This window comes from Mumia zhuanghuii (assembly GCF_042681565.1).
Taxonomy (GTDB): domain Bacteria; phylum Actinomycetota; class Actinomycetes; order Propionibacteriales; family Nocardioidaceae; genus Mumia.
The window spans coordinates 2005660-2018643 of sequence record NZ_JBHUFT010000008.1 but is presented as its reverse complement, the minus strand read 5'-3'; the positions used below and the strand labels follow the sequence as shown (position 1 = coordinate 2018643).

Annotated in this window: 12 protein-coding genes; 5 read left to right on the top strand and 7 right to left on the bottom strand. The window is 70.7% G+C overall.

The window, feature by feature from the left end; translation table 11 throughout:
- Positions 1-28: 28 nt before the first annotated feature.
- A complete protein-coding gene (locus ACFSDF_RS18140; protein WP_167003199.1) occupies positions 29-568 on the top strand; it encodes a hypothetical protein in 540 nt (179 codons plus the stop codon).
- On the opposite strand, the gene ACFSDF_RS18135 is transcribed toward ACFSDF_RS18140, so the two are convergent.
- From ACFSDF_RS18135 to ACFSDF_RS18105, 7 genes are all read right to left on the bottom strand, one after another.
- Positions 552-1289, bottom strand: coding sequence for a D-Ala-D-Ala carboxypeptidase family metallohydrolase (locus tag ACFSDF_RS18135; protein ID WP_167003201.1), 738 nt, complete (start codon positions 1287-1289; stop codon positions 552-554). The genes ACFSDF_RS18140 and ACFSDF_RS18135 overlap by 17 nt on opposite strands.
- Before the next feature lie 417 nt (positions 1290-1706).
- Entirely contained in the window at positions 1707-3170 is a 1464-nt protein-coding gene (locus ACFSDF_RS18130) for an aminobutyraldehyde dehydrogenase (RefSeq protein WP_377158624.1), read from the bottom strand.
- Between the two features lie 11 nt (positions 3171-3181).
- The gene (locus tag ACFSDF_RS18125) at positions 3182-4576 is read right to left on the bottom strand and encodes an NAD(P)/FAD-dependent oxidoreductase (protein ID WP_167003205.1); all 1395 of its coding nucleotides are present in this window, start codon (positions 4574-4576) and stop codon (positions 3182-3184) included.
- Positions 4573-5670 (bottom strand): ABC transporter ATP-binding protein, encoded by a 1098-nt coding sequence (locus ACFSDF_RS18120; protein WP_167003207.1) that lies wholly within the window; start codon positions 5668-5670, stop codon positions 4573-4575. Before ACFSDF_RS18120 ends, ACFSDF_RS18125 begins: the two co-directional genes overlap by 4 nt.
- Complete coding sequence (locus tag ACFSDF_RS18115; protein WP_167003209.1) at positions 5663-6439, bottom strand: ABC transporter permease; 777 nt, start codon at positions 6437-6439, stop codon at positions 5663-5665. The genes ACFSDF_RS18120 and ACFSDF_RS18115 overlap by 8 nt, the downstream gene beginning before the upstream one ends.
- Positions 6436-7335: an ABC transporter permease gene (locus ACFSDF_RS18110; RefSeq protein WP_377158621.1), complete on the bottom strand. Its 900-nt coding sequence runs from the start codon at positions 7333-7335 to the stop codon at positions 6436-6438. Before ACFSDF_RS18110 ends, ACFSDF_RS18115 begins: the two co-directional genes overlap by 4 nt.
- Positions 7335-8450, bottom strand: a complete 1116-nt coding sequence (locus ACFSDF_RS18105; RefSeq protein ID WP_377158619.1) for a polyamine ABC transporter substrate-binding protein — start codon at positions 8448-8450, stop codon at positions 7335-7337. The genes ACFSDF_RS18110 and ACFSDF_RS18105 overlap by 1 nt, the downstream gene beginning before the upstream one ends.
- Positions 8451-8650: 200 nt before the next feature.
- On the opposite strand from ACFSDF_RS18105, the gene ACFSDF_RS18100 reads away from it, so the two are divergent.
- The 4 genes from ACFSDF_RS18100 to ACFSDF_RS18085 are packed head-to-tail and all read left to right on the top strand — an operon-like array spanning position 8651 to position 12965.
- On the top strand, positions 8651-9292 hold the full coding sequence (locus tag ACFSDF_RS18100; protein ID WP_167003213.1) for a TetR/AcrR family transcriptional regulator: 642 nt from the start codon (positions 8651-8653) through the stop codon (positions 9290-9292).
- Positions 9285-10658, top strand: coding sequence for a glycosyltransferase (locus ACFSDF_RS18095; RefSeq protein WP_377158617.1), 1374 nt, complete (start codon positions 9285-9287; stop codon positions 10656-10658). Before ACFSDF_RS18100 ends, ACFSDF_RS18095 begins: the two co-directional genes overlap by 8 nt.
- Positions 10627-11994 carry a hypothetical protein gene (locus ACFSDF_RS18090; RefSeq protein WP_377158615.1) on the top strand — a complete coding sequence of 456 codons (1368 nt, stop codon included), beginning with the start codon at positions 10627-10629 and terminating at the stop codon, positions 11992-11994. Before ACFSDF_RS18095 ends, ACFSDF_RS18090 begins: the two co-directional genes overlap by 32 nt.
- Positions 11994-12965, top strand: coding sequence for an SIS domain-containing protein (locus ACFSDF_RS18085; protein WP_377158613.1), 972 nt, complete (start codon positions 11994-11996; stop codon positions 12963-12965). The genes ACFSDF_RS18090 and ACFSDF_RS18085 overlap by 1 nt, the downstream gene beginning before the upstream one ends.
- Positions 12966-12984: the final 19 nt, after the last annotated feature.

The following is a 12984-nucleotide window of genomic DNA, read 5'->3' as shown; positions in this document are numbered from 1 at the left end:
CAGACCGCCGGCGGCGGAGAGTGAACCCATGCCGAGCACCCCCGCCCTCCGCGTCGCGGCGATCGCCGCTCCAGTCCTGCTCTTCCTGTACGGCGTGCTGCGCCTGATCGACGGCGCGGACGGCGACCACGGCCCCGGCCTCGCCTGGGACGTCGGCCACCTCCTCTTCCTGGCAAGCTTCGCGTTCTTCGGGGTCCTCGTCGTGGCGCTGCGGGGCGAGGTCACTCGTCTCGGCGGCTCACGCGTGGTGGCGAACGCGGCAGCCACCGCAGGCCTCCTCGGCGTGGCCTGCTTCGCGTGGGTGATCGTCGGCGACCTCCTGCCCTCCTTCAAGGACGCCGCGCCGCTGCCGGATCCGCTTCAGGCGGCCGGCCCTCTCCTCTTCCCGCTCGGCCTGATCACGCTGGTGGCGATGGCCGTACGCCCACTGCGGGGGGTGTCGATCGTCTCGCCTCTGCTGACGCTCGGCGGGTTCCTGCTCCTCGGTTTCGACCTCGACCTCCTTTCCGTGGGCGCGGCGCTCGTCCTCGCCGGCCTCACCCCGCTCGCGATCAGATCCCGCAGGTAGGGGCCGACCAGAACCGCGAGGCCGGGCTGGCGACGTGGATGTGGTCGTTGTGATCGGGGTAGCCGGGACCGAGGATCTGGTTGAAACCGTGGTAACGCGCCTGACTCGCGATCGTGCAGAAGCCCTGCGATCCCGCCGCGAGGTCGGCGGCGTCGCCGTACAGGTGGCGGCTGTTCGAGGCGCCTCCGACGGCGCTGTTGCACGAGGTGCTTCGGAAACCGCTGTTGACGCCGAGCGCGCGGTCGCCGAGCGCGTGCCGGAGCGCCTGGAGCTTCCACATCGTGACGAGCGCGTTCGCCTTCGCCGTAGCGGTAGACACCGCGCCGCCGGCCCAGGTGCTGTTGCAGCGGTTGAGCTCGCCGTAGGTGAAGTTGACAGGCGTGCAGTCGTCGTCCTGCAGGGCGTACAGCTTCGCGTACGTCTGCGGGCCGGCGTTGCCGTCAGCGGTGAGGCCGTACGCCTGCTGGAAGCGGGTGACCGCCGCCGACGTCGCGGGGCCGTAGCTGCCGTCGAGGGAGAGCACGGCGCCGTAACCGGGATAGCCGGAGACGCGGATCTGGAGCTGGCGGACGTCTTCGCCGGTCGCGCCCTGGGACAGCGCGCGGGACCAGGTGTAGCAAGCGTCGGCGGCGGCCGGCGACGCCGTGCCCACCACCCCGAGGACGCTGGTAGCGATGAGCAGGGAGAGTGCCGCGATGACGCGACGGATCTTTCGGTTCACGAGGTGCCTCCGGGGGTCGGTCGACGTGTGATTCCGGAGATCATGCCGAGAGTTCACCGCGTCGGCAACCCGAGATCCGTGGCGTAACTCGCTGGGTCACGGGCCGAAGGGCTGCGACCTCCCCGGTCTGAGCCGTGCTCTCCAACCGTTGATCGACGAGGCCGCGGCCGACGACATCCGGGTCTCGGTCGGGCTCGGCGATCTGCGGCGCGGGAGCACGGACGTGGTCAGGTCGACGGCCTCGTACAACCTGGCGAGTACGATCAGCTCGCCCAGGAGGTCGCCACGGAGTTCGGTGTCGAGACGCAGCGGCTCGGCAACCCCGTCGTGCAGCAGATCGGGCTCGCGGCCATGCGAGGACCTGACCGCAGAGGTGTAGCGGAGCGCGGGTGCGTCGGGGGTACCCCCGACGCCCCGCTAGGCCGGACGGAACGAGTCGTGCGCCTCGACGACCGCGTGCTTGACCATCACGTGCTGCGTGATCGTGTACTCGAGGACGGCCTCGTGGCTCATGTCCTTGCCGAACCCGCTGCCCTTGACTCCACCGTGCGGCGCCTCCGACGCGATCGGGAGGTGGTCGTTCACCCAGGTCACGCCCGCCTCGAGGGAGTGCGTGACGCGCAGCGCGCGGGCGACGTCCGCGGTCCACACCGACGAGGCGAGCCCGTACGCGCTGTCGTTCGCGAGCGCGATCGCGTCCTCCTCGGTGTCGAACGGCAGCGCGACCAGGACCGGCCCGAAGACCTCGTCCTGGACGATCTCGGAGCTCTGGTCGGCGCCGGTGACGAGCGTCGGCGGGTAGTACGCACCAGGACCGTCGGGCACGACTCCCCCGCACGCCACCTTGGCGCCCGCCTCGACGGCACGCTCCACGAACCCGTGCACGCGGTCGCGGTGCTCGCGCGAGACCAGCGGGCCGATGTCGGTGGCGCCGTCACGCGGGTCGCCGACGCGGATCGCGCCCATCCGCTGGGCGACGGCCTCGACGACGGCGTCGTACGCGGGCCGCTGGACGTAGAGGCGCGTCGCGGCAGTGCAGTCCTGGCCCGAGTTGTACGTCGCCGCCATCGCGAGGCCCTGCGCGACGGCGTCGACGTCCGCATCGGCAAAGACGAGCGCGGGCGCCTTGCCGCCGAGCTCGAGGTGGACGCGCTTCGTCTGCGGGGCCGCCGCGCCCATCACGGCGCGACCGGCGCGGCTCGATCCGGTGATCGAGACCATCGCGACGTCGGGGTGCGCGACGAGCGCCTCTCCGATGTCAGCCCCGCCCGTCACGACGTTGAGCACGCCGGCGGGCAGGCCGGCGTCGGCCGCGAGCTGCGCGAGCAGGAGCGTGCTGCGGGGCGTGGTCGGCGCAGGCTTGAGGACCATCGTGTTGCCGGCCGCGAGCGCGGGACCGAGCTTCCAGATCGCCATCACGAGCGGGAAGTTCCACGGGGCGACGGCGCCCACGACGCCGACCGGCCGGCGGATCAGCATCGACGTGTAGCCCTCGCTCAGCACGCCGGCACCGCTGCCCTCGAGCGACCGCGCCGACCCCGCGAAGAAGCGCAGGTTGTCGGCCGCGAACGGGAGCTCACCGTCTGCGAAGACGGCGGTCGGCTTGCCGGAGTCGGCGACCTCGAGTGCGGTGAGCGCGTCGGCGTTCGCCTCCAGGAGGTCGGCGAGCCGGAGCAGAACCCGCGCGCGATCCCCCGCCGTACGGCGCGACCAGGCGCCGAAGGCCGCGGATGCCGCGGCGACCGCCGCCTCGACATCGGCGAGCGACGCCTGCGCGAACCGTACGGTCTCCTCGCCCGTCGCCGGGTCGACGAGCACGACCTCGTCTCCGGTCGAGGCACGGGCGACCCCGTCGACGAACGCTCCGGACACTGGCTCCATCGTCTCCTCCATCAGCTGTTGAACCCCACTCCGAACTTGTCGAGCACACGCAGCATCGCGGGACGCTTGCCGGTCGTGTCCTCGCGGGCGAGCTGGTGCCGCATGACCTGGACGATCGGGTAGCGCAGCGGCTCGGGCGGGAACGGGATCGGCCGACCGGTGATCGCGGCGAGCCGGGTGCGCTCCGTACGGCGGCGTGCGAGCAGGTCGAGCGCGACCTGCGCCCCGAACCGCGACGAGGCGACGCCGAGCCCGGTGTAGCCCACTGCGTAGGCCAGCCGGCCGGCGTACGCCGTGCCGAAGACCGGCGTGAAGCGGGTGGACGTGTCGATGATCCCTGCCCAGCGGTGCGTGACCCCGAGACCGTCGAGCATCGGGAACGTGTCGTACAGGTGGTTCACCAGCAGCTCGTGCGAGGCGTCGCGCTGGGCGAGGCCCGCGTCCGTCCGGGCGCCGTAGTAGTAGATCGCGTCGTAGCCGCCGAACAGGATCCGGTCGTCAGGCGTACGACGGTAGTAGTGGAACTGGTTGCCTGCGTCGGTCATCCCCTGGTTGTCCGACCACCCGATCGCGGACAGCTGCGCGTCGGACAGCGGCTCGGTGACGATCACGTGGTCCCAGACCGGGATCGTGTAGGCGCGGATGCGGCGCAGCAGCGGCGGGAACGCATTCGTGGCGACGACGACCTGGCGCGCGTGCGCGACACCGCCTTCGAGGGTCACCGTGACTCCGTCGCCACGGCGGCTCATCCCCGTGACGACCGAGCGCTCGTGGAGGCGGACGCCGCGGCGCCGTGCCGCCTCGGCCAGCCCGTGCAGCAGGCGTACGGGGTCGACGAGACCACCGCCGCTGCGCACGCGCATGCCCGCGAGGTAGGTCGGCGAGTCGACGTCCTTGCGCACCTCGTCGGCGGACAGGAGGGTCACGTCCTCGCCGTGCTCCTGATGGGTCGCGAACGAGGCGGCGAGGGCCTCGACCTCGTGCGGTCGCGTCGCGACGACCGTCTTGCCGCACAGCCGCAGGTCGGCGTCGATGCCCTCACGGGCAAGGAAGGCCGCGATCTCCTCGACGTTGTCGCGGCCGAGCCGGACCAGCTCATCGAGCTCGTCGGGCCACATGGCCGTGCCGTGAGCGAGCCCGTGGGTGAGGGAGTCCGAGACGAACCCGCCGTTGCGGCCGGAGGCGCCGGCGCCTATCCGCCCTGCCTCGAGGACGACGACGTCACGAGACGGGTCCTCCTCCTTGGCGAGGATCGCGGTCCACAGACCGGTGAGTCCGCCGCCGATGACGGCGAGGTCGGCCCGCGCGGTGCCGACGAGCGGATCGGCGTCGCCGGACGGACGGGTGCGGTCGGTCCAGTACGGGCGCGGGCAGGCATCCGCGAGGATTCGGGCGGCGCGCGTCACAGACTCCCTCCGACCACGACAGCAGCGTCGGCGGTCCACGTGAGCGAGACCTCGGCCCCGCGCTCGACCGTGGAGACGCCGCTGATCGCGCAGAGCACGGGATCAGCGTGGTCCGGGACGTCGACCGCGACCGTCGACACCCCGCCGTAGAACTGGGTCTCGACGACCCGGCCGTCGAGGAGCCCGGCTCCTGGCTCTCCGATGCGTGTCTCCTCCGGCCGTACGACGAGGTGGGCGTCGCCGGAGACGTCACCGACGAGGTGCCCCGGGAGGAGCCCGACGCTGTCGACGTGGATCCCGCCGTCGACGACGCGCCCGGCGAAGCGGTTGCCGTCTCCGATGAAGTCCGCGACAAACAGGTTGGCCGGACGGCGATAGATCTCGACCGGGGTCGCGACCTGCTGCACGCGTCCGTGCGCGAGGACGGCGAGGCGGTCGGCCATCGACATCGCCTCTTCCTGGTCGTGCGTCACGACGACGAACGTGATGCCCACCTCCTGCTGGAGGCGCTTGAGCTCGAGCTGCATCTGCGACCGGACCTTGCGGTCGAGCGCCGACAGCGGCTCGTCGAGGAGCAGCAGCTTGGGGCGCTTCACGACGGCGCGCGCGAGGGCGACCCGCTGGCGCTGGCCGCCGGAGAGCTGGTGCGGCTTGCGGGAGGCCATCGCCGACAGGCCGACCGTCTCCAGCACCTCGCCGACCCGCTGACGGATCTCACCCTTCGACAGCTTCTCCTGCTCCAGCCCGTACGCGACGTTGCGCTCGACACTCATGTGCGGGAACAGCGCGTACGACTGGAACATCAGGTTGAGCGGGCGCCGGTGCGGGGGCAGCGCCACGAGATCCTCGCCACCGAGGCGCATCTCGCCGCTGTCAGGGTGCTCGAAGCCCGCGATCGCGCGCAGCAGCGTCGTCTTGCCGCAGCCGGACGGACCGAGCAGCGCGAAGAACTCGTTCTCGGCGATCGTGAGGCTCACGTCGTCCAGCGCGGTCACGTCACCGAAGCGGCGCGTCACGTGGCGCAGCTCGACCAGCGGCGCGCGCGACGGCGACGCCTTCGCGGTGCTCGGGGTCGTCACGTGCGTCTCACTCATCGGTGGCCTCCGTACGTCGGCTCAGTCGGGCGGACGCGATCACGACCGTGAGGCTGACGAGCAGCAGCACGGTGGCGAGCGCGTTGATCTCGGGAGTCACGCCGAAGCGGACCATCGAGTAGATCGAGATCGGCAGGGTCGGGGTGGTCGGGCCGTTGGTGAAGAACGCGATGACGAACTCGTCGAGCGACAGCGTGAACGTCAGCAAGGCACCGGCCACGACCGCGGGCGCGATCGTCGGCAGGGTCACGCGGCGGAATGTGGTGAGCGCCCCCGCGCCGAGGTCGCGCGAGGCCTCCTCGAGCGACGGGTCGGCCTGGGCGAGGCGTGCGCGGACGACCGCCACGACGAACGCCATGCCGAACACGGCGTGGGCCAGCATGACCGAGAAGAGCCCCAGCGTCATGGAGATCAACGAGTAGAACGACAGCAGCCCGATCGCCAGCACGAGGTCGGGCATGATCGCGGGCGACATCGCGTACGCGTCGAGGGCGGACGACCGGGTGTAGCGCGCGAGGCCGACCGCGAGCGTGGTCCCGAGCACGACGGCGATAGCGGTCGCTCCGGCGGCGACGACGAGGCTGTTGCCCAGCGCCTCCAGCAGGGCGGAGTTGCCGGCCAGCTCGCCGTACCAGCGCAGGCTGAACCCGTCCATCGAGAACGCCGAGCGCCCGCCGTTGAACGACATGACGACGAGGACGGCGATCGGCAGGTAGAGGAAGAGCATGCACAGCGCCAACGGCAGGCGCAGCCACCCCAGTGCCTTCATGAGGGGCCTCCCGTCGAGACGCGGCGGCTGACCCGCGACTGCACGAAGAACAGCACGACCAGCACCACGATGAGGACCAGCGCGAGCGTCGCGCCGAACGGCCAGTCGCGGGCCTTGAGGAACTGGTCGCGCACGACGTTGCCGACCATCACGAACTTGCCGCCGCCGAGCAGCTCGGGCACGACGAAGTTGCCCAGGCTCGGCACGAAGACGAAGATGCAGCCGGTCAGCGCACCGGGCAGGGTCAGCGGCCAGGTGATCGTACGGAACACGCGGAACCGGCTCGCGCCGAGGTTCGTCGCCGCCTCGCGCAGCTCGGGGTCGAGCTTCGAGATCGATGCGTACAACGGCAGGATCATCAGGGGCAGGTAGGCGTAGACGAGACCGACGACGACCGCCCCACGGGTGTAGAGCAGCGTGATCGGGTCCTCGATCACCCCCAGGCTCTCGAGGCCTCGATTGACGAGTCCTTCAGAGCTCAGCAGCACGATCCAGGCGTACGTCCGGACGAGGAAGTTCGTCCAGAACGGGATGACGACCAGCACGAGGGCGACGTTGCGCCACCGCGCGGGGAGCTGGGCGATCGCGTACGCGACCGGGTAGCCGATCAGCAGCGCGAGGATCGTCGCGGAGCCCGCGATCACGACCGAGTCGACGAGCACGGCCCGGTAGGTCGGTGAGAGCGCGCGGCTGAAGTTGTCCCACGTGAACTCGTACACGACGCCGCCGAAGCGACCGCGCTGGAAGAACACATAGCTGAGCACGAGCAGGACCGGCACGGCCATGAACGCCGTGACATAGCCCAGCCCGGGGACGAGGAGGGTGACGCGCTCCCACCGGGAGGAGCGCTCGCTGGCGCCCCTCCCGGTGGGAGTGCTGGTGATCAGATCGGTCACTAGCTCGACGTGATCTCGGTGACGAGCTGGGAGTAGAGCGTCGCGGCGTCGCCGAGATCGGTCAGCGACTCACCCTTGAGGAGCTCGTCAGCGGTGACCTGGAGCGGCGGGTACTGCGCCTTCAGCTCGGCGGGGAGCAGGTCCATCGCCTTCTGGTTCGGGACGTTGTAGAGGATGTTCTCCGCTGCCCACGCACCGTTCTCCGGCTCCAGGAGGTAGTTGATGAACGCGTGCGCGGCCTCCTTGTTCTTCGAGGTCTTCAGCACGACCATCGTGTCGACCCAGAGGTCGCTGCCCTCCTCAGGCACGGTGAACGTGATGTCCTTGTTCTCGGTCGTGCCGTAGTTGCACCAGCCGTCCCACGCCTGCACCATCACGGCCTCGCCGGAGATGAGCCGCTCGTAGAAGGTGGTGTCGTCGAAGGCGAGCAGGTTCTTCTTGGCGGCGACGAGCTTGTCCTTGACCTGCGCCATCTCGTCCTCGTCGGTGGTGTTCGCCGAGAAGCCGAGGGCCTTCTGCGCCGGGAGCATCAGCCAGCGGTCGGTGGCCATCATCGTGACCTTGCCCTTGTAGGCGTCCTCCGGCTCGAGCAGGTCGTTCCAGCTGGTCGGCGCCTCCTTCACAAGGTCGGAGCGATAGCAGATGCCCGTGGTGCCCCAGGTGTACGGCACGGAGATCTCGTTGCCCTTGTCGTATGCCATGGTGGTCGCCGGCTCGGCAAGGTTCTTGAGGTTCGGGATCAGCTCGTCGTGGATCGGCTCCACCAGCCCCTGGGCGGCGAGCGCCTGCGCGAACTGCCCGGAGACGAACGCGACGTCGATGCCGGAGTCTGAACCGGCCGTCAGCTTCGCCATGATCTCTTCGTTCGTGGCGTGGTTGGTGACTTCCATGGAGGCGCCCGTCGCCTCCTCGAACTTCGTCGCGACGTCCTCGGGCATGTAGTCAGCCCAGTTGGACACGACGATCGACTGCTTGCTGAGGTCGGCGTCGGGGTCGAGGTCTGCGGCCGCGGAGTCGTCCCCGTCGGACCCGCCACACGCCGCAAGTGCGGCGACGAGGGCGATGCCGGCCGCGGCGGCCAGCGCGCGGCGGCTGGTGGACGCGAATGCCTTCATGGTTGGCTCCAGGTGTGCGAGTTTCCCGCCTGGTGCGGGTGGGGGACACATTTGCACCTCTATTGAGTACTTGACAAGACCCTGAAACACGAGAGCAACGGTCGAAACAAATTCGTCACTGAAGAAGTCTTCAAATTTCGGCCTAGCAATGGGAGGCTAGCGCACAATCACCACTCGCATGACGACGCAAAGGGGGCCCGATGGCGAAGACCCAGGGCCAGAAAGACCGGCGTGCCGCACTCATCCGCGCGACCCAGCAAGCGGTCATCGCGCACGGCGCCGACGTCAAGCTCACCGAGATCGCCAAGCAGGCCGGCCTCACGTCCGGTGCCGTGCTGTACCACTATCCGGACGTCCAGTCCCTGATCCTGGAGGCGAACCGCGCCGGCACCGAGCGCTTCTACGACGAGCGCATGCGGACGCTCGCGGCGATCGAGGACCCCGCTGAGAAGCTGGTCCGGACGATCCGTTCGGGTCTGCCGAGCGACGCCGACGACGACGCGGTGCGGCTCTTCTGCGAGCTCGGCGGCGCTGCGCGGCGTCATCCCGTGTACGGCGCGCTGCTGACCTCCCTGTACGACCGCCAGGTCGCGATGTACCAGGTGATCCTCGAGACCGGCGCCGCCCGTGGCGCGTTCGAGCTGCGCCAGGACTCGCTGACGATCGGGCGCAACCTCGTCGCGCTCGAGGATGCGTACGGCTACCGCATGATGGCCGGGCACCCGACGATCGACCACGAGGTCGCGTGCGAGCTGCTCCTCGACTACGCCAGGCTGGCCACCGGCAACCTGCTCATCACCAAGGCTGCTCCTGACGACGAAGGGACCCCCACCGATGACTGACCGCGCCCTGACGATCCTGTTCATGCCCGAGTCGGCGTACGGCCCGACGAACCAGTGCGTCGGTCTCGGCGACATCCTGCTCGGACGCGGCCACAAGGTCGTGTTCGCGGCCGAGGCGTCGTGGAAGGGCAAGCTCGAGCCGCTCGGCTTCGTCGAGGCGCTGGTCTATCTCGCTGCGCCCGCCGAGGGAGCCGACGAGGCCGAGGAGGAGGACGCGGGCAAGTTCTGGACGGACTTCATCGCCGAGACCGCGCCGGAGTTCCGCAAGCCCACCGTCGAGCAGCTCGAGTCGTTCGTCGCGCCGACCTACCAGGCGCTCATCGACGGCGCGGTCTACTGCGAGCCGCAGCTGCGCGCGATCATCGCCGAGCACCAGCCCGACGTCATCGTCGAGGACAACGTCGTCACCTTCCCGGCGCTGATGACCTCTGACGCTCCGTTCGTCCGCATCGTCTCGTGCAACCCGCTGGAGGTGCGTGGCAGCGCCGACCTGCCGCCGCTGTTCGCGGGCTACCCGATCGCCGACCGCGCCGAGTGGGACGCGTACGACAAGCGCTTCGAGGAGACCCACCGCGAGATGTGGGAGGCGTTCAACACCTGGGTCCAGGAGCAGGGCACTCCCCCGCTGCCCGACCTGGAGTTCCTGCACACCTCCGACACGCTGAACCTGTACGTGTTCCCCGAGGAGGCCGACTACGACGGGGTGCGTCCGCTCGACGAGACGTGGGCACGGATCGACTCCAGCGTGCGCGAGACCGACGAGGACTACGTCGTGCCGACCGAGGTCGCCGACCGTCCCGACGACTCCGCGCTGATCTATCTCTCGCTCGGCTCGCTCGGTGGTGCCGACCTCGGCCTCATGCAGCGGCTGGTCGACGTCCTCGGGACCACCCGGCACCGCTTCATCGTGAGCAAGGGCCCGCGCGCCGACGAGCTGACGCTGCCGGAGACGATGGTCGGCGCGCAGATGGTGCCGCAGACCAAGGTCATCCCGCAGGTCGACCTCGTCATCACGCACGGCGGCAACAACACCACGACCGAGACGCTGCACTTCGGCAAACCGATGATCGTGCTGCCGCTGTTCTGGGACCAGTACGACAACGCGCAGCGCGTGGACGAGCTCGGCTTCGGCCGACGGCTCGACACGTACGGCTTCGAGGACGCCGAGCTGGTCGACGCGGTCGAGGCGCTGCTCGCCGACACCGAGCTGCGTGCGCGGATGGAGACGATCGGCGCGCGGATCCGTGAGCGCGACGGCCTGCGCAAGGGAGCGGACCTGATCGAGAAGGTCGGGCTGGACCACGTCGGCCGCGTTGCCGACCCGACGCTGGCCGATGCGCTGGAGTCGTCGGCCGTGGAGTCCTGACATCGACGACCTCGCCGCAGCCGTCCGGGCCGCGGACCCGGTCGACGTCCTCCCCGCGCGACACGCGGCGGAGGCGGGCCGGGTCCGCGGCCCGCTCGCGCTGGTCGCCGCGACCTCGCTGTCGGCGACGGTCACGCTGACCGTGGTCGAGGACGCGGACAGTCGCAGGTACGCGGCGCCGCTCGTCTTCGACGGCGACCGCGTCCGGCGGGCGGCGCCCGGGGACGGTGCGGCGCTCGCGCTGGTCGAGGCGCTCGGCCGTGGGTCCGACGGCGCGTTCTCCCTCACCCGGTGGGACGGGCATCCCGTCACCGCGGAGCGAGTGATCGACGTCGACCAGAGCAACGAGTCGGTCATCGTCCACGGGCCGGACGGCGGGGCCGTCGTGAAGTGGGTCGTCCGCGTCAGCGACGACGCAGACCCGGCGCCCGTAAGGGTCGCACGGCTGGTCGAGGCCGGGTTCGACGCGATGCCGACGCCGTGGGGCATGGTGCAGTGGCAGCCTGATCCCGAGAGCCCGCCCAGCCTGGTCGCGATGGTGACCGCGCTCGTGCCCGACGCACGCGACGGATGGCAGTGGGCTGTCCAGGACGCCGTCGCCTACGCGTCCGGCGCCACCTCGCTCCACGACTCCGCGACCGCACCCGGCGCTGCCCTCGGCGGGATCGTCGCGGCGATGCACCTTGGGCTCGCTGACTCCTCTCCCCCGGTTGCCGATGCCGAGCACGCCGCGGCGTGGCACGCCGAGGCTCTCGCGACCCTGGACGACGCGCTGGCCCTCATGGACGGCGCAGAGCGCGTGCGCCTTGAGCGCCACGCTGACGCACTGCGGAGCGACCTCGGCGCGCTCGCTCACGCCGCCGGCACCCCTCTCGTCCCGATCCACGGCGACCTCCACGTCGGTCAGGTCCTGCACGGCACCGATGGGGCGTACCGCGTGACCGACTTCGACGGGAACCCCGTCGCGACTCCAGCCGAACGCCTCGCACCGCAGCCCGCGGCGGTCGACGTCGCCGGGATGGCGCAGAGCCTTGACCACGTCGCGTACGTGGTGCGGCACCGCACGCCCGGCGTCGACCCGGCGGCAGTCCAACGCTGGCGTACGACGGCGGTCGAGGCGTTCCTGTCCTCCTACCGCGCGACCCTCGATGCGGCCGGACGCGGGGACCTCCTCGACGAGCGCCTGCTCGTGCCCATGAGAATGCGACAGGTGTGCCGCGAGTACGTGTACGCGGGACGGCACCTCCCGCACTGGCGCTACGTGCCCGACCGCGCCGTGCGTGACCGCTACGAAGACTCCACCGTTGTCGCCGCCAAGAAGGATGGTCCTGCCTGATGAACCCCGACGCGTTCGCCGCCGACCTCGCGGAGAAGCCCGCGCGACTGGCCGAGCTCGCCGCTGCGCTGGAGCACGACGACCCGTGGGCGCCGGTCGGCCTCGATGCGCGGTCGGCCGACCTCGTCTTCGTGGGCATGGGGTCCTCGCACTACGCGTCGAGCGTCGCCGCGGCACGGCTGCGCGCACGGGGAGTCCGCGCCGTCGCGGAGCTGGCGAGCAGCGATCTGCTTCCCCGTACGGGGCCTGGGACGATCGTGGTCGCGGTGTCGGCCTCCGGCGGGTCGCGGGAGACCCTCGACGCGCTCGACCGCGTCGCAGACTCCGGCGCCCGGGTGGTGGGCGTGACCAACGTCGAGTCGTCGGCACTGGCCGAGCGCGCGGACGTCATCGTCCCGATGCTGGCCGGCCCGGAGCACGGCGGTGTCGCGTGCCGGTCGTTCCAGCACACGCTCGCGCTGTTCCTCGCGCTCGAGGCGGGGCTGAGCGGCACCGTGATGCCGGCCGCGACCGTCCGTGCTGCTGCCGACGCCTCGGCAGACCTGCTCGACCGCGAGTCCGCGTGGCTGCCTGCGGTGACGGAGGCGGCGCTCGGCCCCGACGGCACGCACCTCGCGGCACCGGCACGGCGGCTCAGCTCGGCGCAGCAGTCGGCGCTCATGCTGCGTGAAGGCCCGCGTCTCGCGGCGATCGGCTGCGAGACCGGCGACTGGGCGCACGTCGACGTCTATCTGACGAAGAACACCGACTACCGGCTCGTCCTGTTCGGCGGCTCCCGCTGGATCGACGGCGTACGCGAGTGGACCGACCCCCGGGGCACGACGATCGTGTCCGTCGGCGAGGACCTCCCGACGGCCACCGTGGCCGTGCGCTTCCGTGGCGACGAGGACGACGACGTGCGGCTGCTGAGCGAGACGCTCGTGATGGAGCTCGTCGCCGCACGGCGGTGGCAAGCGCAGGCGCAGGCCTAGGTGTAGGCCTGCGCCGCGC

Coding starts and splice junctions, on each gene's coding strand:
- ACFSDF_RS18140 (WP_167003199.1), top strand. CDS start 29: ATGCCGAGCACCCCCGCCCTCCGCGTCGCGGCGATCGCCGCTCCAGTC.
- ACFSDF_RS18130 (WP_377158624.1), bottom strand. CDS start 3,170: ATGGAGCCAGTGTCCGGAGCGTTCGTCGACGGGGTCGCCCGTGCCTCG.
- ACFSDF_RS18120 (WP_167003207.1), bottom strand. CDS start 5,670: ATGAGTGAGACGCACGTGACGACCCCGAGCACCGCGAAGGCGTCGCCG.
- ACFSDF_RS18115 (WP_167003209.1), bottom strand. CDS start 6,439: ATGAAGGCACTGGGGTGGCTGCGCCTGCCGTTGGCGCTGTGCATGCTC.
- ACFSDF_RS18105 (WP_377158619.1), bottom strand. CDS start 8,450: ATGAAGGCATTCGCGTCCACCAGCCGCCGCGCGCTGGCCGCCGCGGCC.
- ACFSDF_RS18100 (WP_167003213.1), top strand. CDS start 8,651: ATGGCGAAGACCCAGGGCCAGAAAGACCGGCGTGCCGCACTCATCCGC.
- ACFSDF_RS18095 (WP_377158617.1), top strand. CDS start 9,285: ATGACTGACCGCGCCCTGACGATCCTGTTCATGCCCGAGTCGGCGTAC.
- ACFSDF_RS18090 (WP_377158615.1), top strand. CDS start 10,627: ATGCGCTGGAGTCGTCGGCCGTGGAGTCCTGACATCGACGACCTCGCC.
- ACFSDF_RS18085 (WP_377158613.1), top strand. CDS start 11,994: ATGAACCCCGACGCGTTCGCCGCCGACCTCGCGGAGAAGCCCGCGCGA.